Consider the following 23,156-nt stretch of genomic DNA (forward strand, 5'->3'; position numbering starts at 1 on the left):
TGAAGCGTGAACGACGACGCGCGCGACCTCCTCGCCGGGGTGCGCCGCGCCATCGACAACCTGCTCGCCGCGCACCTGGCCTCGCTGGCCGCGGAGCTGGACCCGCTCGGGCCAGCATGCACCCCGCTCGTCGACACGCTGTCGGGGACGCTGTCCGGTGGCAAGCGGCTGCGCGCAGCGTTCTGCTTCTGGTCCTGGCGCGCCCACGCCGCGGCCGGTGGCGCCTCCCCGGCGGACCAGGACCGCGCCCTGAGGGTCGGAGGCGCACTGGAGCTCTTCCACGCGGCAGCGCTCATTCACGACGACGTGATGGATGCCTCCGACACCCGACGCGGTCGACCCGCAGCCCACCGTGCCTTCGAGACGCGGCACCGCGCAGCACAGTGGTCCGGCGACGCCGCCCGGTTCGGTGAGTCCGCAGCGATCCTGCTGGGCGATCTCGCGCTGATCACCAGCGAGCGCGAGCTCACCGCAGCGGTCGTCGACCTGGACGCCGGCCGGCGGGCCGAGGTCCGGGCGATCTTCGACGAGATGCGGGTCGAGGTCACGGCGGGTCAGTACCTGGATGTGCTCGGCGAGGTCACCCCGTGGGGCGAGGATCCACGCGCGGACGAGGCGCACGCGCGGGCGGTGGTACGCGCCAAGAGCGCCCGCTACAGCGTCGAGCACCCGTTGACCCTGGGCGCCGCCCTCGCGGGTGCCGGCCCGGACGACCTCGGACGGCTGCGGCGCGTGGGGTCGGCGCTCGGCGAGGCGTTCCAGCTGCGCGACGACCTCCTTGGCGTGTTCGGCGACCCCGCGACGACCGGCAAACCTGCCGGTGACGACCTACGGGAGGGCAAGCGCACGCTGCTCGTGGTGCGCGCCGCAGCGCTGGCCGACGAGGCCGACGCCCGGCTGCTGCGCGACCGCCTCGGCCGCGCCGACCTCACCGAGGCCCAGCTCGACGAGCTCCGCGAGCTCCTGCACGCCAGCGGCGCGGTCGCCGAGATCGAGCAGCGGATCTCGGACCTGGCCGAGCCCGCGCTCGCGGAGCTCGGCTCCGCACCCTTGGCCCCAGAGCCGCGCCGGGTCCTGGTCGAGCTCGGTCGCGCGGCCGTGCACCGCACGATGTAGCGGCGTCAGAGGGCGAGGGCCTGGGCGCGACGCCGGATCTCGGTCTTGAACCCCGCGCGCAGCGCCTCGACCGGGGTCGCCGGACCGCCTGGCAGGCCGGCGAGCGACGCGTCCGGGGTGAACAACCAGGCCACGGCCTCCTCGTCGGAGAAGCCGGAGTCGCGCAGGACTGTGATGGTGCCGGTGAGGTAGGGCAGCACGCCGTCGTCGCCGTGCAGCAGCGCCACCGGGACGCCGAGCACCTGGCGTTCCCCGAGCCGCACGGCGATCAGCGAGCCGTCCGCCAGCATGCGCCGCACCTTGCCGACGTCGGTGCCGAGCCGCTCGGCCACGTCGGGCAGCGGCAGCCAGTCCCCGACCAGGTCCTCCAGTCGCACGTCATCCACGCTGCCAGCCTAGAGGTCACCCGGACGGGCGTGTGACCGGACCTTTCGCCTCCGAGGCGCGTCGGGTACGTTGCTCAGCAGTAACTTCAGTCACATTGGCAACTTTCGTCACAGGTAAGGACGGACCATGGCCACCGACACGTCGCGCGTTCTCTCCCCGCGGCTGCGGGTCACCGGAGGCGTCGGCGTCGCACTCGTCGCCGCGAGCGTCGCCACGGCGGCACCGGCGCAGGCGCGCGATCACGTGGTGCAGCCCGGCGACACCGTCTCAGGGCTGGCGGTGCGCTACGGCACCACGACGTCCGCCATCGTGAGCGCCAACCGCCTGGACCGCCGCGCGCTCATCCGCGTCGGGGAGATGCTGAGCATCCCCGACGCGGCCGCCCCGTCGCCCGCCCCGGCGCCGCCGACGACGACGACGCACACGGTCCGCACCGGCGAGACGGTCTCGGGCATCGCAGCGCAGTACGGGACAACCGTCGCGGCCATCGTCGCCGCCAACGGCCTCGACTCGCGCGCCCTCATCCTCGCCGGCCAGGACCTGGTGATCCCGTCGAGCGCGGCACCGCAGGCCACCCCATCTGCCGGGAGTCCGGCGGTCACCGCCACGACGACCACCTACACGGTCAGAGCCGGTGACACGGTCTCCCACCTCGCGGCCCGCTACGGCACGAGCGTGTCCGCGATCGTCGCCGCCAACGGCCTCGACGCGCGCGCCTTCATCCGCATCGGCCAGACCCTGCAGGTCCCCACCCGGAGCTCGTCGGTCACCTCGGGCCTCGTCGGGGACACGTTCGCGGGGCGCACGTACCCCGCCGCAACCGTCGCGTCGGCGAATCGGAACAAGGCGGCACTGCTCGAGATCGGCGTTCCGTCCAAGGCGCAGATGCAGGCCATGATCGTCGCGACCGCCAAGAAGTACGGGGTCGACCCAGCCCTCGCCCAGGCCGTGGCCTTCCAGGAGTCCGGCTTCGACCACACCTCGGTCTCCCCGGCCAACGCCATCGGCACGATGCAGGTCATCCCGTCCACCGGCGAGTGGGCCTCCGAGCTGGTCGGAAGACACCTGAACCTCCTCGACCCGGCCGACAACGTGGTCGCCGGCGTGGTCGTCCTGCGCCAGCTGACCCGGTCCACCGGGGACGTGTCCACCGCGATCGCCGGCTACTACCAGGGCCTGTCGAGCGTCCGCAGCCACGGCATGTACGCCGACACGCGCCGCTACGTCGCGAACGTCAGAACACTCATGTCGCGGTTCGCCTGAGTGGTTCGCCGAGCATGCGACCGTAGACTGCCGCCGTGGCGACGACCCTGACGGACCCCCTGATCGGCCATCTGGTCGACGGCCGGTACGAGGTCGTGCGCCGGATCGCCCGGGGCGGGATGGCCACGGTGTACCTGGCCAGGGACCGCCGCCTGGACCGCGACGTCGCCCTCAAGGTCATGCACCCCCACCTGGCCGAGGGCACGTCCGGCTCGGAGTTCGTCGCAAGGTTCCGCCGCGAGGCGAAGACCGCGGCACGCCTCGCCCACCACGGTCTCGTCGGTGTGCTCGACCAGGGTGTCGACGGCGACATGTCCTACCTCACGATGGAGTACGTCGAGGGCACGAACCTGCGCCGGCGGCTAGGCGAGCTGGGGGCGCTGAGCGTCGGCGAGTCGCTCCGGGTCGCGGCCGACGTGCTCGACGCGCTCACCGTCGCCCACCAGGCCGGGCTCGTGCACCGGGACATCAAGCCGGAGAACGTCCTGATCGGCACGCGCGAGCAGATCAAGGTCGCCGACTTCGGCCTCGCCCGCGCCATCACCGAGGTCACGTCGACCACCACCGGGACCATCCTGGGGACCGTCGCGTACCTCGCTCCCGAGCTCGTGTCCACGGGTTTCACCGACACGCGCACCGACGTGTACGCGGTGGGCATCCTGCTGTACGAGATGCTCACCGGCGCGCAGCCGTTCACCGGAGCGACCCCGATCCAGGTCGCCTACCAGCACGTGCATGCTGAGATGCCGGCTCCGTCGGACCGGGTCACGTGGCTCCCGATCGAGGTCGACGAGCTCGTCGCGTCGCTCGCGGCGCGCGACCCGGACGACCGCCCCCACGATGCCGCCGCAGCCTTGGAGCTCGTGCACCGGGTGCGGGCCTCGCTCGACGAGACGACCCTGGGACGGCGGGCCGACGTCCCGGTCGTCGACGGCGCCGAGGTCGGCCGCAGCGGGCAGCACCAGGAGCCGGTCGAGGACGAGCACGCGGGAGCCGCGGGCGACGTGGTGGCCACCGTGGACGGTCCGGTCGCCGGGGACGACCCGGACGCGACCACGCGGCTCGAGGTCGAGCCCGCCCGCGAGCCGACCACGGACCTCGGCATGAGCCGCACCATCGCCCTGACGATCGGCCAGGGTCTCGAGGCGCGGACCGAGGCGCCTGCGTCCCGGCGGCGCCGGGTGTGGCCGTTCCTGCTGCTCGCCCTCGTGCTTGCGCTGGCGGGCGGGGGCTGGTGGTACGCGGCCGCGGGCCCCGGAGCGTGGACGACCGTCCCCGCAGGTCTGGTGAACGCCGAGCTCGCCACCGCGAAGCAGGCGCTCGCCGCGCACGGCCTCCAGGCCGGTGCGACGACCCCGGTGTTCAGCCCGACCATCCCGAAGGGCTCGGTGGTCTCCACCGACCCGGCTCCCGGGGAGCGCATCCGCAAGAACGGCTCGGTCGCGCTCGCGGTGTCCAAGGGCCCCGACCTGCGCACGGTGCCGTCCGGCCTCGCGGGCTCGCCGGTGGCCGACGCGGTGGCGGCGCTCAAGGCGGCGGGGTTCGACGTGCCCGAGCCGCAGCACCAGTACGACGACAGCGTCCCTGCCGGCAGGGTGCTCGGGATCTCCGCCGAGGACGGCGCGCAGCTCCCGGTGGGGAGCACGGTCACGGTCACCGTCTCGGACGGCCCGAAGCCGGTCACGGTGCCGTCGGTGCTGGGGCAGGATGCGACCGCCGCCAAGAAGGCGCTCGAAGCCGTCGGCCTCAAGGTCGAGCAGAAGCAGGACTACTCCACCGACTACCCCGAGGGCCAGGTCATGGCCCAGTCCCTTGCGCCCGACACCGCGGCACACCGCACGGACCACATCATCATCACGATCTCCCAGGGCCCGCCGCTGGTGACGGTCCCCAACGTGTTCGGCGAGAGCGAGAAGCGAGCGACCAAGACCCTGGAGGACGCCGGATTCCAGGTCAAGGTGACCTATGGGGTGTTCGGGAAGCTCTTCGGTGCGCGCGTCGTGGCGCAGGACCCCGCCGCTGACCAGCAGGCGCCGCAAGGCAGTACCGTCACGATCAAGATCGGCTGATCCGAACGCCGGGTCGAGCCGGCGAGTCGGCCGCTCGCGACACCCCGGCGACTGTGTGGTGGGCGGGCCCACCACCGGCCAGGAGCCCCGCCGTCAGGCTGCCGACGGCTGCCGACGGCGGCGAGCGGCGATGCGCCACCACGCCAGCACTCCCGCACCGATCGGGATCTCCAGGACCACCATGTACAGCCCGTAGAGCAGCACCGCCGCGACGGCAGCGGCTGCCGGGGCGCCGAGGGCCACCAGCAGCGCGCCCACACCGGTCTCCGTCACCCCCAGGCCACCGGGCGTCACCGGCAGGACCGACAGCAGGCGGCCGGCCGCGAACGCGACCAGGGCCACCGTGAGCCCGACCCCGGCACCGGTGATCGCCAGGCAGCCCACGAGCAGCGCGTACTGGAGCACCAGCTGCACGGCGGCAGCAGCGGACAGCGTGAGCCAACGGTCGACGAGGACGGCCCTGGACTCCTCGAGTGCCGCGTCGACGCCCCGGGCGACCCGTCCCAGGAGCCCGGGGTGTGCACTTGCGGCGAGCCGACGCCGCACTGCAGGTGCACCCAGCACGCCCATGGCTCCCCCGAGGACCACCAGGGCGACGGCGGAGACGGCGACGATCGGGCCCGCAACCGAGGGCAGGCCTCCGGCGCCGATCAGCACCACAGCCGTGACGAGGGGTACCGCGAGCCGTGCCGCGGTCATGACGATCGTGGTGACCAGGGTGTACGTGGAGAAGTCGGAGCGCCCGAACCCCCAGGAACGCAGCATCGCCCAGTTCACGGCGACGCTGACCGGACCGCCGACCGGGACGGAGCTCGCCACCGCGCTGCTGCCCGCGTTCAATGCGACGGCCCTGCGGTAGCCGAGCCCGGGCAGGGCGCCGGTCTGCACGACGCTGTGCGCGAGCACCGTCGTGAACCAGAGGCCGCCGAGTCCCAGGAGCGCGGCGGGGGCGATCCCACGGACGAGGTCACCCACCGCGGGCCACGTCGTCCCGGCGATTCGCGGGAGGAAGGCAACCATGGCCACCAGGACCGCGACGCCGAGCACACCGGTGACGAGGCGTCGCAGCAGAGCGGGCCGGGTGGCCGACCGCACCTCTGCCGGGATCTCGTCCCCGCTCATCGCGGCTCGGGGAGTCGCAGGCCGGCGCCGTCGAGGGCGGCCAGCGGACTGGACACCGCCTCCAGCAACCCGTCGAGGATCTCCTGGCCCTCGTGGCCCCGGTGGATGAACCACTCCCGGCCGAGCACCGCGGCGAAGACCGGGCTCGGCAGGGCCAGCAGCGCCCGCAGGGTCCGCAGCCCGGGCCGCAGCTGACTGCGGTGCGCGGCGATGGCCGCACGCTTGGCGGGCACGAACGCACGCACGTCCACGCGCAGCGTGGTGCGGTCGGGCTCCGGCCCCGGCCGGCGGCGGACGCCGCCGGGCAACAGCGGGAACCACGGCGTGCCGGCGAGCAGGACCCTGGGGTCGACAGTCGCCTCAAGGACCAAGGGCGTTCCGGCCAGGCGCGCCGCTCGGATGCCCACGCGGTGGACCTGGAGGTGGTCCGGGTGCCCGTAGCCCCCCGCAGGGTCGTACACGGTCAGCACGTCCGCCTCTTCCCGCCGCAGGACCGCGGCCAGACGCTCGGCCGCAGGCTCGACGTCGACGTGCGCGAAACCGTCCCGGCCCGAGGCCGCGCCGTCGATCCCGGAGTCCAGGTAGCCCAAGATCTCGTGCCGGGCGCAGCCCATCGCCCGCGCGGCGTCGGCGAGCTCACGCGCACGCCGCTCCGCCAGCTCGGCTCCGGTCCCCAGCCGCGGGTCAGCCAGTCCCTGCTCCCCCGCCGTCGCGGTGACCAGCACCGTCCGGTGGCCGGCGGCCGCCAGCGCCGCGAGAGTGCCAGCCGTCAGGAGCGCCTCGTCGTCCGGGTGCGCGTGGAACGACACGATGGTGCGGCGCGGACGCTCACCCATCGCGCTTCGCTCGCCCCCGGGCCGGCTCGTCGGCCCTCCGTCGCAGGGGTCGCTGCGTCCCGCGCTGCGTCCGGTTGGGCATGCTGTCCCCGCTTCTCATCATCGGATGGCAGGGGTATAGCACCGCACTTGGCTGGGAGTTCGCTGGGAGCCGGCCCCGACGGCCCGCCGTGCGGAGGTCGGCGACGTGCGCGAGGCTCGTGCGGTGACCGGCCTCATCGACCAGCTGCTCAACGCCCCCGGCTGGCTCGTGCTCGTGGTCACAGGGCTGGCCGTGTTCGCCGAGGACGCCCTGTTCGTGGGCTTCGTCGTCCCCGGCGAGACCGTTGCAGTGCTCGCGGGTGTGGCGGCCGAGCGCGGCCAGACGAGCCTCGCGGCCGCGATGGCCGTGGTCGTGGCGGCCGCGGTCGCCGGCGACTCGGTCGGCTACGAGGTGGGCAAGCACCTCGGGCAGCGGCTGATGCGCATCCGACCCCTGGTGCACCGGCAACGGCGTATCCGGCAGGCCCAGGACTACCTCGCGCGCCGCGGCGCACCCGCGGTGTTCCTCGGCCGCTGGACGGCGTTCTTCCGTGCCGTGATGCCGGCGCTGGCCGGAACGGCCCGCATGCCGTACGGGCGGTTCCTGGCGTTCAACGCCCTCGGCGGTCTCACCTGGGGCGTCGCAGTGGTCACCGTGGGGTATCTGGCCGGCGCCTCCTACGCCCGCGTCGAGCACACCTTCGGGCGGTACGCCGCGCTGGCGGTCGCCGGGATCGTGCTGGTCGCCGTCGCCGTGATCGCCATCCGGCGGCACCGCAGCGACACCCGGGACCCCGCCGATCACGGGTGTGCCGAGCCACCGTCGGCCTGAGACCCCGGCGGCCGTCCTCCGCGCGGTCAGGACCACCCGCGCGCGCTCGTGCCCTCGGGTCACCTCTCCCGGAGCATCTCTGCGACCTGGAACGCCATCTCCAACGACTGCTGGTGGTTGAGTCGGGGGTCCACGAGGGTCTCGTAGCGCCTGGCCAGCCCCTCGTCGTCGATCTGCTCCGAACCACCCAGCACCTCGGTCACGTCGTCGCCCGTGAGCTCGACGTGCACACCGCCGGGCACGGAGCCCGCCGCGCGGTGCACCGCGAAGAAGCCGCGGACCTCGTCCAGGACGTCTTCGAGCCGACGCGTCTTGTACCCGCTTGCCGAGGTGATCGTGTTGCCGTGCATCGGGTCGCTGACCCACGTGACCGGCCGCCCGGACGAGGTCACCTTCTCCACCAGCGGCGGCAGGGCGTCGCGGATGCGCGAGGCGCCCATCCGGGTGATGAAGGTCAGGCGACCCGGCTCGTCGTCGGGGTTCAGCTTGTCCATGAGGGCCAGCGCGTCGTCCGGGGTCGTCCCCGGCCCCAGCTTGACCCCGATCGGGTTGCGCACCCGCGACAGGAAGTCGACGTGTGCGCCGTCGAGCTGCCGGGTCCGCTCGCCGATCCAGATGAAGTGTGCCGAGCAGTCGTAGGCCGTCCCGGTGCGTGAGTCGATGCGCGTGAGCGGCCGCTCGTAGTCGAGCAGCAACGCCTCGTGGCTCGAGAAGAACTCGACCGTCCGCAAGGCGTCGAAGTCCGCCCCCGCGGCCGCCATGAACCGGATCGCCCGGTCGATCTCGCCGGCCAGGTGCTCGTAGCGGGCGTAGGCCGGGTTCGCGGTGAAGCCCCGGTTCCACTCGTGCACGCGCCGCAGGTCGGCGAACCCGCCCTGGGTGAAGGCCCGGATGAGGTTCAAGGTGGCCGACGACCGGTGGTACGCCGCAAGCATCCGGAACGGGTCCGGCCTGCGTGCGTCCGGCGTGAAGTCGTGCGCGTTGACCGCGTCACCGCGGTACGCCGGCAGCGTCACGCCGTCACGGGTCTCGACGTCCGACGAGCGCGGCTTGGCGTACTGTCCGGCCATCCGGCCCATCTTCACGATGGGCAGGCTCGCGCCGTACGTGAGCACCACAGCCATCTGCAGGATCGTCTTGATCTTGTTGCGGATGTTGTCTGCCGTGACGTCCGCGAACGTCTCCGCGCAGTCGCCGCCCTGGAGCAGGAACGCCTCGCCGCGGCCCGCCGCAGCCAGTCGCTGCGTCAGGACGTCCGCCTCGCCGGCGAACACGAGCGGCGGCTCGCACGCCAGCTGGGCGGTGGCATCCGCGACGGCGGCAGGATCCGGCCAGGCCGGCTGCTGCTCCGCCGGCAGGTGACGCCACAGGTCGAGACTCTCGACCAGGCCAGGCTCCGGCTCGACGCTCATGCCGAGGCGGGCTTGAACGGCTGGCCGATGTCGGCGAGCAGATCGGTGAACCACTGCTGGTGCACGTCGAAGGCCTTGCCCCCCGCGATCCTGGGGAACTCGATCGCCCGCAGCACGTTGCCGCGCTCCTCGTCGTGCCCGATCACTCCGGCCTCGCCGCGCAGTGCGCACTCGACCGCGAGGTCCGTCATCGACTTGATGAGCCGCAGGTCCTCGGGGTTCGCGGCAGCGGCCCGGGAGTAGTAGCCGGACTTCTGCACCATGACCTTCTCCGCGCCGAGCTTCGAGGCGAACTGCTTGGCGAACCACCGGCCGGGGTTGATCGTGTCCAGCTTGACGTGCCCGAACGCATCCCGCTGCACCTCCTCGCCCGCGGCCTCGAGCTGCTCGACGATCTCGTGCATGCCGGCGCCCTCGGACAGGAAGATGTTGACGTTGCCGATCTCGTCCATGACGCCCTTGAGACGCGCCGCCTCGGCGTCGATGTCCAGGGCCAGCTCGGGCAGGAAGACGGCGTGCACGTCCCACCGCTCGCGGCTCAGGCCCAGGCTCGGGACCCACTCCTGGGTGTCCAGCCAGCGACGGTAGTCCGCCGCGGTGGCGGCCGTCAGCCACCCGCAGTGCCGGCCCATCACCTCGTGCACGATGAGCATCCGGTTGCCCGACCGGTGCTCGCCGATGATGTTCCGGGCGAAGCCCGCCCCCTGCTCGGCGGCGGTCCAGGCGCCCAGCGACTGCTTGATCGGCACCACGTCGTTGTCGATCGTCTTGGGCAGGCCGACGACCGTCAGGTCGTAGTCGTGCTCCTTGAGGTACGCGGCCAGGTCCGCGGCGGTGGTGTTGGTGTCGTCGCCGCCGATCGTGTGCAGGACGTCCACGCCGTCGGCCTGGAGCTGCTCGGCGGCGACCTGCAGGGGGTTCTGGCCCTCGGCGACCAGGCCACGCTCGACGCAGTCGGCGACGTTGGTGAGCTTGACCCGGGAGTTGCCGATGGGGCTGCCACCGAACCGGTGCAGCAGGCCCGCCTTGGCGCGCGCCTCGTCGCCGACGACGATCTTCGTACCCGTGAGCAGGCCGTGGTAGCCGTGCTGGTACGCGATGATCTCGATCTCGGGTGCGATCTCCGTGTAGCGCTCGATCAGGCCGCCCACCGCAGAGGACAGGCAGGGCGCGAACCCGCCGGCGGTGAGCAGGGCGACGCGGCGAACCGGCATGACAGGCACCTTCCGTAGAACGGCTCTCGAACCCCGGCAGGATGCCCGACGGCGGCGCCCGTGGGCGGGCCGGACGTCCCGGGGTGATCGCCGATCAGTCTACTGACGCCTCGTCGGGCTCCTCCGGAGGTCCCGGCACCTGGACGTCCGGCGCGCTGCGACCCCCGGGCGCCCCCGCCTGGGACGGCCGGTCCTGGTCGACGGGCTTGCCGGCAGCGATCCGGGCCTTGGCGGTCGCGGCGTACATGTCGACGTACTCCTGACCGGACAGACTCATGAGGGCGTACATGATCTCGTCCGTCACCGACCGCAGGATGAACCTGTCGTTCTCCATCCCCTGGTACCTGGAGAAGTCCAGCGGTTCGCCGATCACGACGCCGATCCGCATGAACTTCGGGATCACGCGACCGATCGGCTGTGCGACGTCGGTGCCGATCATCGCGACCGGGATCACCGGGACCCCGGCCTCGAGTGCGAGCCGGGCGACTCCCGTCTTGCCGCGGTACAACCGGCCGTCGGGGCTCCGCGTGCCCTCCGGGTAGATCCCGAACAGGTTGCCCGACTCCAGGACCCCCAGACCGGTGCGAAGCGCCGCCTCGCTGGCCTTGCCGCCGCCTCGGTCCACGGGAATCGTCCCCACGCCGCGGAAGAAGCCCGCCTTGAGGCGTCCCTTGATCCCGGTCCCGGTGAAGTACTCGGCCTTGCCGATGAACCGGATCTTGCGTGACAGCACCAGCGGTAGCACGAAGGAGTCGATCACCGCGAGATGGTTGCTCGCCAGGATGGCGCCCCCGGTGTTCGGCACATGGTCCAGACCCCGCACCCACGGGCGGAACATGGCACGCAGCAGCGGGCCGATGACCATCTTCATCAGCCAGTAGAACACTCACTCACCTCCACTGCGCGCCCCGACGTCGGCACGGGCAATGGGACGACTCTAGAGTGCTCGGCATGAGTCCACGTGGTGTCCCGTCGGGCGAGCCGCCCGACGAGCCCGACCTCGACGCCCAATGGCGCGACATCGTCGCCCGGTTGGGTGACCTCGAGGACGGTGCGGCGCCCGACCGCGCTCCCGCCGACGAGGGCCGGACCGACGACGTCGCGGACGAGCCGCCACCCGAGGACGGCCCCGAACGCCGCGCGACCGCGTCCCCTGACCCCCGTTCCTGGGCGCCCGACCCGGCCGTGGAGGAGGCGGAGGAGCACTTCGTCCCACCGGATCCGGGGCCGGTACTCGGCGGTGACCCGCTCCTGACCATGGCGTGGGTCGCCGTGCTCGCGGTCCCGGTACTGGCGATCGTCGCGCTGGTCGCGTGGCGGGACATCCCGGGCTGGCTGCTCGAGGTGTCCGGTGTGGCGTTCCTGCTGGGCCTGGGCGTGCTGCTGTGGCGGATGCCGCACCATCGGCCACCCGGCGGCGAGGACGACACCGGGGCCGTGGTCTGAGGAGACGGGCGACTCAGCGGGCCCGGGTCACTGCTCGACCTTCTCCGGTCCGATCCGGGCCAGGTCCGCAGCGCCGACGATCCCCGCGTCGTTGCCCATCGACGCCAGCTCGATCCGCGCCTCGGGCCGGAACCCTCGCGCGGACAGCGCGCCCAGGAAGGCCTCCTTGGCCGGCTCGAGGAGCAGCTCCCCGGCCTCCCCCACGCCACCGCCGATCACGATCAGCGCCGGGTCCAGCAACGCGGCCACCGACGCGGAGCCCTCGCCGATCCACCGGCCGAGCTCGGCCAGCAGCGAGACCGCGAGCGGGTCGCCCTCCTGCGCAGCGACGGTGATCGCCGGGCCCTTGATCTTGCCGCCGCCGGACAGCTCGACCATCCGGGTGGCGCTCTCCGGGAGGTTGGCCGCCGCGGTCCGCGCGGACCGGACCAGCGCGCGCCCGGAGGCGTACTGCTCCCAGCAGCCGTGCAGCCCGCAGCCGCACAGGTGCCCGTCCGGCACGACCCGCATGTGCCCGACCTCGGCAGCGACTCCGAAGGCACCGCGGACCAGCCGACCGGCCACGACCAGCGCGCCACCGAGACCCGTGCCGATGGTCAGGAGCACCATGTCCTGCACGTCGCGACCGACCCCGAACCTGAACTCCGCCCAGCCCGCGGCGTTCGCGTCGTTCTCCACGACGATCGGCACCTGGGTGCCGAGCCCCTCGGCGACCCTCCGGCGCAGCGGGTGGTCCCGCCACGGCAAGTTCGGGCACAGCAGGACGGTGGCCTGGTCGGAGCTGATGAATCCGGGGGCGGCGAGCCCGATCGCACCCACCTCATAGGACGACGCCAGCTCCCGGACGACCTCGATCACCCCGGCGTCCACGCTCTGCGCGTCCGTCGCGTCCGTGGTCACCCTGACCTGGGCCAGGATCGCACCCTCGTCGTCGACGACCCCGGCGGCGATCTTGGTGCCGCCGATGTCCACCCCGATCGCGTGCATGGGCCGCCTCTCGTCTCGCTCCACGACCCGCACCTGCAGGTCGCCGCCAGGCAGGGTACCGACACCGAGGCCTCGCGCGCCGGGACCGTCCGCCTCGGCTATCGTCGTCGCACTGTCCGTCCCGTTGTCGATGGAGTCAGCATGGATGGGGCCATCCCGGCCGAGCACGTCACACCGGCCCTGGCGGCCACCGCACCCGGGGAGAACCTCGCCGGCCTGCTGGACGCTCGCGTGGCGCGCGCGGGTGAGGCACCGCTCATCGAGGTCAAGCAGGACGACGGCACCTGGCAGGTGCTCAGCGCCCGCGAGGTGCAGCTGCGGGTCCGCGCCGTGGCCAAGGGGCTCGTCGCGCACGGCGTGGCGCCCGGGGACCGGGTCGGGATCATGAGCCGGACCCGGTGGGAGTGGACGCTGCTCGACTTCGCCGCGTGGACCGCCGGCGCCGTCCCCGTGCCGCTGTACGAGACCAGCTCGCCGGACCAGGTGGCCTGGATCGCGTCCGACGCCGACGTGCACCTGGTGGTGGTGGAGACCGCGACCCATGCCGCGGTGGTCACCGAAGCGCGACCTCAGGCCCCGTCCGTGAGCGATGTCCTGGTGCTGGAGGACGGGGCGATCGACACGCTCGTCGCTGCAGGGGTGGACGTGCCGGACGCCGAGATCGAGCGTCGCTCGGCCCTCGCCGGCGCCGACGACCTCGCCACGATCATCTACACCTCCGGGACGACCGGGCGCCCCAAGGGCGCAGAGCTCACGCACCGCAACTTCATCGGGCTGACCCGCAACGCCCTCGCCAGGCTGGGTGAACAGGTGTGCCCGCCGGGGTCACGGACGCTGCTGTTCATGCCCCTCGCCCACGTGTTCGCGCGCTTCATCGAGGTCCTCGTGGTGCCGGCCGACGCCGTGCTCGGCCACACCCCCGACACCTCGAGCCTCCTGGACGACCTCCAGGCGTTCCGGCCCACGTTCATCCTTTCGGTGCCGCGGGTGTTCGAGAAGGTCTACAACGCCTCGGAGCAGAAGGCCGCGGCCGGCGGCAAGCGCGGGATCTTCCAGCGCGCCGCCAAGACGTCGATCGTCTACTCCCGCGCCCTGGACACCGAACGCGGACCGGGCCCGTGGCTCCGGCTGCAGCACAAGGTCGCGGACGTTCTCGTGCTCCACAAGCTCCGTGCCGCCCTCGGCGGGCAGGCCGCCTGGGCGATCTCCGGCGGAGCGCCCCTCGGTGAGCGCCTCGCGCACTTCTACCGGGGTGTCGGCCTGCGGGTCCTCGAGGGCTACGGCCTCACAGAGACGACCGCCCCGACCAACGTCAACATCCCCGACCTCACCAAGATCGGCACGGTGGGACCTCCGCTGCCGGGCACCGGTATCCGGATCGCCGAGGACGGCGAGATCCTCGCGAAGGGCGAGGGGGTCTTCCTCGGGTACCACAACAACCCGGAGGCGACCGCCGAGGCCCTGGTGGACGGCTGGTTCCGCACGGGGGACCTCGGTTCGATCGATGCCGACGGCTACGTGCGCATCACCGGGCGCAAGAAGGAGATCATCGTCACTGCCGGTGGCAAGAACGTCGCCCCCGCGACCCTCGAGGACCGGCTGCGCGGGCACCCGTTGGTCAGCCAGGTCGTGGTCGTGGGCGACCAACGGCCGTTCATCGGCGCACTGGTCACGCTCGACGCCGACGCCCTGCCCGGCTGGCTGGCGACGCACGACCTGCCGGACATGGACGTCACGGCAGCCAGCGAGCACCCGGGCGTGCGCGCGGCGCTGGATCGAGCCGTCGAACGGGCCAACGACGCCGTGTCGCGGGCCGAGTCCATTCGCAAGTACACGATCCTGACGACCGACTTCACGATCGAGAACGACCTGCTGACCCCGTCGCTCAAGGTGAAGCGAGCCAAGGTGCTCGAGGAGTTCACCGACGTGATCGACGAGCTCTACGTGGACACCCGGCAGGCCGCGGGCAGCTGAGCTCACCCAGCACGCCGGCGCGGTTCCAGACGCAACGGCGGCACGAGCCCGGAACGAGCCAGCACGTCGATCGCCCCCCGCTCCGCGGCGTCGAGGTCCGGTGGCGCGGCGTACGCCGAGGCTGCGCCGTCCGGCAGCGCCGGGGCGTCCAGGGGCATACCGGCGGTCAGGAACGTCACCACGCAGTCCGCACAGGCATCGCCGCGCACCGCGCACTGTCCACAGTCGATGAGCATGACCGGGACGCTAGCGCCGGGGTCCGACACGCCAGGGCGGAGGGCACGGGCGTCGACACGCCCACGGGCACCGAGGGCGTGTCCGCGCCTGGACCTAGCGTGTCGGACATGCCCGATCCCCGGTCGTCGCCCGTGCAGCCGACGCTCGACGACCTCGGCACCCCGCTGTCCGACGTCACGTTCGTCGTCGTCGACCTGGAGACCACGGGCGGCAGCCCGTCGGCCGCCGCCATCACGGAGGTCGGAGCGGTCAAGGTGCGCGGTGGGCAGGTGCTCGGGGAGTTCCAGACCCTGGTCAACCCGGGCGGCCCCGTCCCGGCCCAGATCACGGCGCTGACCGGGATCAGCACCGCGATGGTCGCGACCGCCCCCGGCATCGGGTCCGTGCTGCCGGCGTTCCTCGAGTTCGCCCGGGGCGCCGTCCTGGTCGCCCACAACGCCCGGTTCGACGTCGGGTTCCTCAAGGCGGCTGCTCGCGACCTCGGGCACCCGTGGCCCGGCTTCGCGGTGCTCGACACCGTGGCGCTCGCGCGCCGAGCCGTCACCCGCGACGAGGTCCCGAACCACAAGCTCGGCACCCTGGCCGCCTTCTTCCACGCCACCGTGACGCCCGACCACCGGGCGCTGAGCGACGCGCGCGCCACCGTGGACGTGCTGCACGCGCTGCTGGGCAGGCTCGGACCCCTGGGTGTGACGCACCTGGAGGATCTGGCCACAGCCACCGATCCGGTGCCCGCCGCGCGGCGTCGCAAGCGCCACCTCGCCGACGGCCTTCCCGACGGGCCGGGGGTCTACCAGTTCGTCGACGCCCGCGGCGAGGTCCTCTATGTCGGCACGGCGACGTCGATCAGGCGCCGGGTGCGTTCCTACTTCACCGCCGCGGAGCACCGCCGACGGATGACCGAGATGGTCGGCCTCGCGGAGCGCGTCGTGCCCGTGGTCTGCGGCACCGTCCTGGAGGCGCGGGTGCGCGAGCTGCGCCTGATCGCCGAGCACGCACCGCGGTACAACCGCCGCTCCCGCTTCCCCGAGCGCATGCCATGGGTACGGCTCACGGCCGAACCCTTCCCTCGGCTGTCGGTGGTCCGCGAGGTGCGGGCTGACGGGGACCGCGTCGAGGCGCACGTCGGGCCGTTCGCCGGGCGGGCTGCCGCGCAGCGAGCCGTGGAGGCCCTGCAGGCGACGTTCGACCTGCGGCGGTGCACCACGCGCCTACCGCGGATACCGGCCGCGGCCGCCAGCGCCTGCGCCCTCGCCGGGATGGGGCGGTGCGCGGCTCCGTGTGTCGGAGGTGTGGACGCCGCCGGCTACGGCGAGCTGGTCGACCGCGTCCGGGCGGCGATGGTGAGCGACCCGGGGCCGGTGGTCGCCCACCACGCCGAGCGGATCGCGGCCCTGGCCGGCCAGGAACGCTTCGAGGAGGCGGCCGCCGTGAGAGACCGCCTCGACGCCTTCCTGCGGGGCGCGGCCCGGGCGCAGCGGGCCACGCGTGCGGCGCAGCAGGCGCAGCTGCTCGCGGCTCGCCCGCACGACGGTGGCTGGGAGCTCGTCGTCGTCCGGCACGGGCGACTGGCCGCAACGGCGACGAGTCCGCGCGGCGTGCACCCACGAGCCGTGCTGGACACCCTCGTGGCCACGGCCGAGCACGTGGCGCCGCCGCGCGCCCCGGCGACCGCGGCACACCCCGAGGAGACCGAGCTCGTGCTGTCCTGGCTCGAGGAGCCGGGCGTCCGGTTGGTCGAGGTCGACGACGGCTGGGAGTGCCCCGTGCGCGGCGCGGAGGCGTTCCGCGAACCGGGTGCGGTCGCCGCTGCCGTGCACCACGGCCCATCGGTCCCGGTGGCAGGTCGGGACCGCCCCGCCAACCGGGGCACGCCCGCTCTTCGCGACGCGCGCGACGCCGCACCGCAGTGCGCGCTCGCCGCACCGGGCACGGCATGATGGCCCCAGCCGAGCAGAAGGGCACGAGCATGATCACCGCCATCGTCCACATCGACACCGACCCCGGTCGCATCCCCGAGGTCGCGCAGGCCGTGGCGGAGCTCGCCGGCGTCACGGAGGTGTACTCCGTGACCGGCGAGACCGACCTCATCGCGATGGTCCGGGTCCAGGAGCACGAGCAGCTCGCCGACGTCATCGCCGACCGGGTGAGCAAGGTGAAGGGCGTGCTGCGCACGCAGACCTACATCGCGTTCCGCGCCTACTCGCGCGGCGACCTGGAGGCCGCCTTCTCCCTGGGGCTCGACGGCTGAGGAGACGCCTCAGGCGCGCGAGGCGGCGATCCAGCGCTCGAGCACCCCGGCCGCGGCGCCGCTGTCCACGGACGCGGCGGCGTGGCCCAGGCCGGCCCGCAGCCGGGCGACGAGATCCCCCTGACCGGTCCCCGGCAGCGAACCGTCGGCCGTCAGGGCGGCCGCGGCATTGAGCAGCACCGTCTGGCGCACCGGCCCCGGCTCCCCCGCGAGCACGCGCCGGACCACGCCGGCGTTGAACGCCGGATCGGCGCCCCGCAGGTCTGCGAGGTCCAGTCGGTCCAGTCCGAGCTCCGCGACGGGGTCCACGACCTGCTCCTCGATCCGGCCCTCTCGGACCCACCACAGGTCCGCGGGACCGTTCGCGGCGAGCTCGTCGAGGCCCTCGTGACCGCGGAACACCAGGGCGGAGACGCCGCGCCTGGCCAGCACCCCGGCCATCAGCGGCGCCAGACGGCGGTCGGGACAGCCGATCGCGTAGGCCCGCGGCTGGGCGGGGTTGGTCAGGGGACCCAGGACGTTGAACGCGGTGGGGACGCCCAGCTCCTTGCGGGCCTGGCCGGCGAACCGCATCGCCGGGTGGAACACCGCCGCGAAGCAGAAGGTGATCCCCACCTCGGACGCCAGCTCGGCCACTCGCGCAGGGTCGTGGTCGAGCCTCAGCCCGAGCTCCTCGAGCACGTCGGCCGTCCCGCTCGACGACGTTGCGGCCCGGTTGCCGTGCTTGACCACCCGCACCCCGGCCCCGGCGGTGACCAACGCCGCCATCGTCGAGATGTTCACGGTGTGCTTGAGGTCGCCACCCGTCCCGACCACGTCGACGGCGGGCCCCGGTACCTCGATGCGGACCGCGTGAGCGAGCATCTCGTCAGCGAGCCCGGCGAGCTCCTCGACGGTCTCGCCCTTCGCCCGCAGCGCCACCAGGAAGCCCGCGAGCTGCACGGGCGTCGACTCTCCCGACATCACCTGGCCCATGGCCCAGCGCACCCGCTCGGCGTCCAGGTCCTCACCGGCGAGCAGGCTGCGCAGCAGTGCCGGCCAGGTGAGCCGGGTGCTCACGCCGAGACCCGCAACATCCCGGCGACGGTCTCGGCGAGCTCGAACGGGTCGATCGGCTGCGCGACGACCTTCTCCGCCTCGGACCACGAGGCGAGCCAGGCGTCGGCAGGCCTCGCGATGAGCAGCAGGACCGGCGGGGCGTCGTAGATCTCGTCCTTGACCTGCCGCGCGAGGCCCATGCCGCCCGCCTTGCCGGCCTCCCCGTCCAGGACGAGCAGGTCCAGGCCGCCCGCGCGGACCGCGTCGAGCGCGGCGCTGAGGGTGGCGGCCTCGTGCCACTCGACGGTCGGCAGGTCCGGGCCGAGGCTGTGACCGATGGCGCCGCGGACGGCCGACCGCGTCTGCACGTGGTCGCTGTACACCAGGATCCGCGCGACCGACGCGCGCGCCTCCACCTCGCTCGACCGGTCCTGATCCTCGCTGCTCACCATGCCGCCTCGCTCGTTCGTCCGGGACGCGCACCGCCCGTGGTCCGGCGATGCCGCACCGGCATCTTTCCACGACGGGCGGGCAGGAGACGACGCGATCCGCGACTCGCCCCGACCGATTCCAGGACTTAGGACCCACGAATGGCTGATGTCCGCCATAATGGCCACCGTGTCCACCGCCACCGCCGCCCCGACTGTCCGCCCAGAGCTGAGCGTCCACCGGCCGAACCCCGTCGCGGTCGGCACGATCGTGTGGCTCTCCAGCGAGCTGATGTTCTTCGCCGGGCTGTTCGCGATGTACTTCACGATCCGCTCGGCGGTCCCGCAGCTCTGGCCGCAGGAGAGCAGCCTGCTCGACCTGCCCTACTCGACGATCAACACCACGGTGCTGGTGCTCTCGTCGGTCACCTGCCAGATGGGCGTGTGGGCGGCCGAGCGCTTCCAGCCGGCCCGGACCGGGGCGCTGTGGAAGGTCAACCGCTGGGGCATGCAGGAGTGGATGACCCTCACCTTCCTCATGGGCGCTGTCTTCGTCGCGGGTCAGGTGCACGAGTACGCGACCCTGTCCCACGAGGGCCTGACGATCTCGTCCAACCCCTACGGCTCGGTGTTCTACCTGGCCACCGGCTTCCACGGGTTGCACGTCATCGGTGGACTGATCGCCTTCCTGTTCCTCCTGGGGCGGTCCTTCTCGGCGCGACGCTTCGGCCACTACGAGGCGACGAGCACGATCGTGGTGTCCTACTACTGGCACTTCGTCGACGTCGTCTGGGTCGCGCTGTTCACCTCGATCTACCTGATCAAGTGACCGCACCCGACCACCACCCCGCCGACCCCGAGACGAGGTTCTGTTCGTGAAGGCGATCGCCGCCCGCCGGCACCACCGGTTCGCACCTGTGGTGCTCCTCGCCCTTGCCCTGCTCACGACCGGCGTCCTGTACGCCGCCTTCACCCCGGGACCGGCCCAGGCCGCGTCGGCTCCCACCCAGGACGACCTCACCGCGGGCAACAACCTGTTCCGGGCCAACTGCGCCACCTGCCACGGCATGAACGCCCAGGGGCGGCCGGGCGTCGCGCCGTCCCTGATCGGCGTGGGCGCGGCCGCGGTCGACTTCCAGGTCTCCACCGGGCGCATGCCGCTGATGAACCAGGGCGCCCAGGCACCCGCCAAGCCGGTCATCTTCACGGAGGAGCAGATCCGCCAGATGGCGGCCTGGGTCGCCTCCCTCGGCCCCGGCCCTGCGGTCCCCGCCCCGGAGGAGGTCGATCCGGCCAAGGGCGACGCGGCGCAGGGCATGGAGCTGTTCCGCACCAACTGCGCGATGTGCCACGGCGCCGTCGGGCAGGGTGGTGCGCTGACCAACGGGAAGTACGCGCCGAACCTGGGTAAGGCGTCGCCCACCACGATCTACGAGGCGATGGTGACAGGCCCCCAGTCCATGCCGGTGTTCAACAACGCCACGATCACTCCCCAGGAGAAGCGCGACATCATCGCCTACCTGCAGGCCCAGAAGGCCGGCTCGCCGGGCGGCGTGACGCTCGGCTCGATCGGCCCGGTGTCGGAGGGCCTGTGGGCGTGGTTGCTGGGAATCGGCGCCCTGATCGGCGCCGCAGTCTGGATCGGAGCGAAGTCCTCATGAGCGACGAGTCGACCGAGGTCGGCCTGCCCGTCGAGCAGCACGCGCTGCCGCAGCGGTTCGAGAATCCCGGCCTCCCGGAGCACCATCCGCGACTGACGGACGTGGACGACGGTGCCGCGAAGCGATCCGAGCGCATCGTCGTCGTGCTGTTCATGCTCTCCGCGCTGGGCACGATCGGCGCGATCGTCGCCTACTTCACCGTGCCGCCGGGCGCGACCATCGCCAGCATCCGGCTATCCACCATGCTCATCGGGTTCGGGCTCGCCGCGACCTTCATCTTTGCCGGAGCCGCGTCCGTGCACTGGTCGAAGTCGCTGATGAACGACCACGAGAAGATCGAGTACCGGCACCCGATGGTGTCGGACACCGAGACGCGAGAGCAGGCGTCCGAGATGTTGGCCGACGGCATGTCGGACACGGGCCTGAGCCGACGGGGCGCGATCAAGGGAGCCATGATCACCGCGGTCGCGCTGGCACCCCTCGGCTTCGCGGTCCCACTGATCGGGAGCGTCGGCGGGGACTGGGACATCTCGAAGTTCCGGCACACCATGTGGAAGAAGGGGCTTCGCCTCACGCACGACCCGACCGGCAGGCCGATCAAGGCCTCCGACGTCACGATCGGCTCGGCGGTGCACGTCATCCCGGAGGGTCTGAACAAGCTCGAGCATCCCCTGGACGAGAAGTCCAAGGCGATGGTGCTCGTGATCCGCCTCGACCCCCGCGACCTGCACGAGGCCCCGGACCGCGAGGGCTGGTCCTACGAAGGCATCGTGGCCTACTCCAAGGTCTGCACCCACGTCGGGTGCCCGGTGGCCCTGTACGAGCAGCGCACGCACCACCTGCTGTGCCCGTGCCACCAGTCGACGTTCGACATCTCCAACGGCGCCAAGGTGATCTTCGGGCCCGCGGACCGCCCGCTGCCCCAGCTCCCGATCACCGTGGACACCGAGGGGTATCTCGTGGCGCAGTCGGACTTCCACGAGCCTGTCGGACCGAGCTTCTGGGAGCGTCTGAAGTGAGCACCAACGCCCGCGACGCCGGCGCTCTCGCCCCCCCGCTGGACTACCTCGACCAACGCACCGGGCTGGCGAAGGTCCTCAAGGAGTTCTCCCGCAAGATCTTCCCCGACCACTGGTCCTTCCTGCTGGGCGAGATCGCGCTGTTCTCCTTCATCGTCCTGCTGCTGACCGGGACGTTCATCTCCCTCTTCTTCGTGCCCAGCATGGACGAGGTCACGTACTCGGGGCCCCTGGCCACGATGCAGGGCGTGGAGATGTCCAAGGCCTTCGACTCGACGCTGCACCTGTCCTTCGAGGTGACCGGTGGGCTCCTGATGCGTCAGATGCACCACTGGGCGGCGCTGATCTTCATCGGCGCCATCGTGGTGCACATGTTCCGGATCTTCTTCACGGGCGCATTCCGCAAGCCGCGGGAGATCAACTGGATCATCGGCTTCACCCTCCTCATCCTCGGGCTCGCCGAAGGGTTCTCCGGATACTCCCTGCCGGACGACGTGCTCTCGGGGAACGGCCTGCGCATCACGGACGGCGTGGTCAAGTCCATCCCGATCATCGGGAGCTATCTGTCGTACTTCATCTTCGGCGGCGAGTTCCCCGGTCAGCACATCATCCCGAGGCTGTTCACCGTGCACATCCTGCTGGTGCCGGCCCTGATCCTCGGCCTGATCGGGCTGCACCTGTTCCTCGTCGTCCTGCAGAAGCACACCCAGTTCCCGGGGGCCGGACGGACGAACAAGAACGTGGTCGGCTACCCCATCTTCCCGGTGTACGCGGCCAAGCAGGCCGGGATGTTCTTCATCATCTTCGGCGTGCTCGCCCTCATGGGCGCGACGATGACGATCAACCCGGTGTGGAACTACGGGCCGTACGACCCCTCCCCCATCTCTGCCGGTGCACAACCCGACTGGTACATGCTCTTCCTCGAGGGAGCGCTCCGTCTGACGCCCGGCTTCCTCGAGGTCGTCATAGGCGGGTACACGCTGTCGCTGAACATCCTCATCCCGGCGGTCGTCGTTCCGGGCCTGCTGTTCACGAGCATGGCGCTGTACCCCTTCATCGAGTCGTGGGCCTCGGGCGACAAGCGTGAGCACCACGTCCTGGACCGCCCCCGCAACGCACCCGTGCGCACCGCCCTGGGGTACTCGCTCCTGTCGGTCTTCCTCGTGCTCGTGCTGGCCGGTACCAACGACATCATCGCCACCCACTTCAGTCTCTCGATCGAGGCGATCACCTGGACCTTCCGGGTGTTGATCTTCGTGCTTCCGGTCGTCACGTTCACGGTCGCCAAGCGGGTCGCGCTCGGCCTGCAGCGCAAGGACCGCGAGATGGTCCTGCACGGGCACGAGACCGGCAAGATCGTCCGGTTCGACACCGGCGAGTACATCGAGGTCCACCAACCCTTGGACGAGGAGGAGCGGTGGTTGCGCGTCCAGCACGAGCCGCGCCGTCCGATCCCGCTGCTGCCGGCCCAGAACGAGCGGGGAGTGCGTCGCCCCGGGTACCGGCGCGACGCGATCCGTTCGCGCGTCTCGCGCTTCTTCTACGCCGATCGCGTGGAGCCCGTCACACCCGCCGAGCTGGCTGCCGCACAGGCGCACGGTGGCCACGACGAGATCTCGGCCTCCCAGCACGACGCGCCCGAGCTGACGGCCACGCGCGAGGGCTCCTCCGCCGGCTGAGGCATCTCACACGGACGAAGGGCGCCGCGGGGACTCCCCGGGCGCCCTTCGTCCGTCGCGGAGGCCCGACCGAGGAGTCCATGATCACCCCGCGAGACGGGAGCCCGCTCGCCTCGCGGACCTCGCCGCACGGAGGCAGAGTGGGGACCAAGGCGCCCGTCACG

22 protein-coding genes are annotated in these 23,156 nt (G+C 72.1%); 12 read left to right on the forward strand and 10 right to left on the reverse strand.

The annotated features are described in order from the left end of the window. The first annotated feature begins 6 nt into the window (after window positions 1–6). The gene (locus tag Q6348_RS12115; RefSeq protein WP_304601534.1) at window positions 7–1,116 is read left to right on the forward strand and encodes a polyprenyl synthetase family protein; all 1,110 of its coding nucleotides are present in this window, start codon (window positions 7–9) and stop codon (window positions 1,114–1,116) included. Window positions 1,117–1,121: 5 nt separating this feature from the next. On the opposite strand, the gene Q6348_RS12120 is transcribed toward Q6348_RS12115, so the two are convergent. Beyond that, window positions 1,122–1,502 (reverse strand): Rv2175c family DNA-binding protein, encoded by a 381-nt coding sequence (locus Q6348_RS12120; protein ID WP_304601535.1) that lies wholly within the window; start codon window positions 1,500–1,502, stop codon window positions 1,122–1,124. A 127-nt stretch (window positions 1,503–1,629) separates the two neighbouring features. Here Q6348_RS12120 and Q6348_RS12125 point away from each other — a divergent pair, with 127 nt between their 5' ends. Both Q6348_RS12125 and pknB read left to right on the forward strand, forming a co-directional pair. Beyond that, window positions 1,630–2,766: a lytic transglycosylase gene (locus tag Q6348_RS12125; RefSeq protein WP_304601536.1), complete on the forward strand. Its 1,137-nt coding sequence runs from the start codon at window positions 1,630–1,632 to the stop codon at window positions 2,764–2,766. A gap of 35 nt (window positions 2,767–2,801) precedes the next feature. Next, on the forward strand, window positions 2,802–4,835 hold the full coding sequence (pknB, locus tag Q6348_RS12130) for a Stk1 family PASTA domain-containing Ser/Thr kinase (protein ID WP_304601537.1): 2,034 nt from the start codon (window positions 2,802–2,804) through the stop codon (window positions 4,833–4,835). Window positions 4,836–4,928: 93 nt separating this feature from the next. On the opposite strand, the gene Q6348_RS12135 is transcribed toward pknB, so the two are convergent. Both Q6348_RS12135 and Q6348_RS12140 read right to left on the reverse strand, forming a co-directional pair. Beyond that, complete coding sequence (locus Q6348_RS12135) at window positions 4,929–5,957, reverse strand: lysylphosphatidylglycerol synthase domain-containing protein (protein WP_304601538.1); 1,029 nt, start codon at window positions 5,955–5,957, stop codon at window positions 4,929–4,931. Continuing rightward, window positions 5,954–6,793: a PIG-L deacetylase family protein gene (locus Q6348_RS12140; RefSeq protein WP_304601539.1), complete on the reverse strand. Its 840-nt coding sequence runs from the start codon at window positions 6,791–6,793 to the stop codon at window positions 5,954–5,956. Before Q6348_RS12140 ends, Q6348_RS12135 begins: the two co-directional genes overlap by 4 nt. A 205-nt stretch (window positions 6,794–6,998) precedes the next feature. Here Q6348_RS12140 and Q6348_RS12145 point away from each other — a divergent pair, with 205 nt between their 5' ends. Next, on the forward strand, window positions 6,999–7,646 hold the full coding sequence (locus Q6348_RS12145) for a DedA family protein (RefSeq protein WP_304601540.1): 648 nt from the start codon (window positions 6,999–7,001) through the stop codon (window positions 7,644–7,646). A gap of 59 nt (window positions 7,647–7,705) precedes the next feature. On the opposite strand, the gene Q6348_RS12150 is transcribed toward Q6348_RS12145, so the two are convergent. The 3 genes from Q6348_RS12150 to Q6348_RS12160 form a co-directional block, all read right to left on the reverse strand. After that, a complete protein-coding gene (locus tag Q6348_RS12150; protein ID WP_304601541.1) occupies window positions 7,706–9,058 on the reverse strand; it encodes a class II 3-deoxy-7-phosphoheptulonate synthase in 1,353 nt (450 codons plus the stop codon). After that, on the reverse strand, window positions 9,055–10,272 hold the full coding sequence (locus Q6348_RS12155) for a pyrophosphate--fructose-6-phosphate 1-phosphotransferase (protein WP_304601542.1): 1,218 nt from the start codon (window positions 10,270–10,272) through the stop codon (window positions 9,055–9,057). Before Q6348_RS12155 ends, Q6348_RS12150 begins: the two co-directional genes overlap by 4 nt. A gap of 94 nt (window positions 10,273–10,366) precedes the next feature. Beyond that, a complete protein-coding gene (locus tag Q6348_RS12160; protein ID WP_304601543.1) occupies window positions 10,367–11,158 on the reverse strand; it encodes a lysophospholipid acyltransferase family protein in 792 nt (263 codons plus the stop codon). A 65-nt stretch (window positions 11,159–11,223) separates the two neighbouring features. On the opposite strand from Q6348_RS12160, the gene Q6348_RS12165 reads away from it, so the two are divergent. After that, complete coding sequence (locus tag Q6348_RS12165; protein WP_304601544.1) at window positions 11,224–11,718, forward strand: hypothetical protein; 495 nt, start codon at window positions 11,224–11,226, stop codon at window positions 11,716–11,718. 27 nt (window positions 11,719–11,745) lie between these two features. On the opposite strand, the gene Q6348_RS12170 is transcribed toward Q6348_RS12165, so the two are convergent. Further along, the gene (locus Q6348_RS12170) at window positions 11,746–12,705 is read right to left on the reverse strand and encodes an ROK family glucokinase (protein WP_304601981.1); all 960 of its coding nucleotides are present in this window, start codon (window positions 12,703–12,705) and stop codon (window positions 11,746–11,748) included. Between the two features lie 141 nt (window positions 12,706–12,846). On the opposite strand from Q6348_RS12170, the gene Q6348_RS12175 reads away from it, so the two are divergent. Next, window positions 12,847–14,679 (forward strand): AMP-dependent synthetase/ligase, encoded by a 1,833-nt coding sequence (locus Q6348_RS12175; protein ID WP_304601545.1) that lies wholly within the window; start codon window positions 12,847–12,849, stop codon window positions 14,677–14,679. Window positions 14,680–14,681: 2 nt separating this feature from the next. Here the strand turns inward: Q6348_RS12175 and Q6348_RS12180 are convergent, their stop codons facing one another. Beyond that, entirely contained in the window at window positions 14,682–14,915 is a 234-nt protein-coding gene (locus tag Q6348_RS12180; protein ID WP_304601546.1) for a hypothetical protein, read from the reverse strand. 108 nt (window positions 14,916–15,023) lie between these two features. Here Q6348_RS12180 and Q6348_RS12185 point away from each other — a divergent pair, with 108 nt between their 5' ends. Together Q6348_RS12185 and Q6348_RS12190 are read left to right on the forward strand one after the other, a co-directional pair. Beyond that, window positions 15,024–16,856 carry a DEDD exonuclease domain-containing protein gene (locus Q6348_RS12185; RefSeq protein WP_304601547.1) on the forward strand — a complete coding sequence of 611 codons (1,833 nt, stop codon included), beginning with the start codon at window positions 15,024–15,026 and terminating at the stop codon, window positions 16,854–16,856. Window positions 16,857–16,885: 29 nt separating this feature from the next. Continuing rightward, window positions 16,886–17,167 carry an Lrp/AsnC family transcriptional regulator gene (locus Q6348_RS12190; protein ID WP_304601982.1) on the forward strand — a complete coding sequence of 94 codons (282 nt, stop codon included), beginning with the start codon at window positions 16,886–16,888 and terminating at the stop codon, window positions 17,165–17,167. A gap of 9 nt (window positions 17,168–17,176) precedes the next feature. On the opposite strand, the gene trpD is transcribed toward Q6348_RS12190, so the two are convergent. Beyond that, window positions 17,177–18,226: an anthranilate phosphoribosyltransferase gene (gene trpD, locus Q6348_RS12195; protein ID WP_304601548.1), complete on the reverse strand. Its 1,050-nt coding sequence runs from the start codon at window positions 18,224–18,226 to the stop codon at window positions 17,177–17,179. Next, window positions 18,223–18,657, reverse strand: a complete 435-nt coding sequence (locus tag Q6348_RS12200) for a response regulator transcription factor (RefSeq protein WP_304601549.1) — start codon at window positions 18,655–18,657, stop codon at window positions 18,223–18,225. The genes trpD and Q6348_RS12200 overlap by 4 nt, the downstream gene beginning before the upstream one ends. A gap of 157 nt (window positions 18,658–18,814) precedes the next feature. Here Q6348_RS12200 and ctaE point away from each other — a divergent pair, with 157 nt between their 5' ends. The 4 genes from ctaE to qcrB are packed head-to-tail and all read left to right on the forward strand — an operon-like array spanning window position 18,815 to window position 22,992. Beyond that, the gene (gene ctaE / locus Q6348_RS12205; protein ID WP_304601983.1) at window positions 18,815–19,462 is read left to right on the forward strand and encodes an aa3-type cytochrome oxidase subunit III; all 648 of its coding nucleotides are present in this window, start codon (window positions 18,815–18,817) and stop codon (window positions 19,460–19,462) included. 46 nt (window positions 19,463–19,508) lie between these two features. Continuing rightward, window positions 19,509–20,294: a cytochrome bc1 complex diheme cytochrome c subunit gene (gene qcrC / locus Q6348_RS12210; protein WP_304601550.1), complete on the forward strand. Its 786-nt coding sequence runs from the start codon at window positions 19,509–19,511 to the stop codon at window positions 20,292–20,294. Beyond that, complete coding sequence (gene qcrA, locus Q6348_RS12215; RefSeq protein WP_304601551.1) at window positions 20,291–21,313, forward strand: cytochrome bc1 complex Rieske iron-sulfur subunit; 1,023 nt, start codon at window positions 20,291–20,293, stop codon at window positions 21,311–21,313. Before qcrC ends, qcrA begins: the two co-directional genes overlap by 4 nt. After that, window positions 21,310–22,992, forward strand: a complete 1,683-nt coding sequence (gene qcrB / locus Q6348_RS12220) for a cytochrome bc1 complex cytochrome b subunit (protein ID WP_304601552.1) — start codon at window positions 21,310–21,312, stop codon at window positions 22,990–22,992. Before qcrA ends, qcrB begins: the two co-directional genes overlap by 4 nt. The last annotated feature ends 164 nt before the right edge of the window (window positions 22,993–23,156 follow it).

Origin of the sequence: Actinotalea lenta (assembly GCF_030586465.1) — a bacterium.
Classification (GTDB): Bacteria; Actinomycetota; Actinomycetes; order Actinomycetales; family Cellulomonadaceae; genus Actinotalea; species Actinotalea lenta.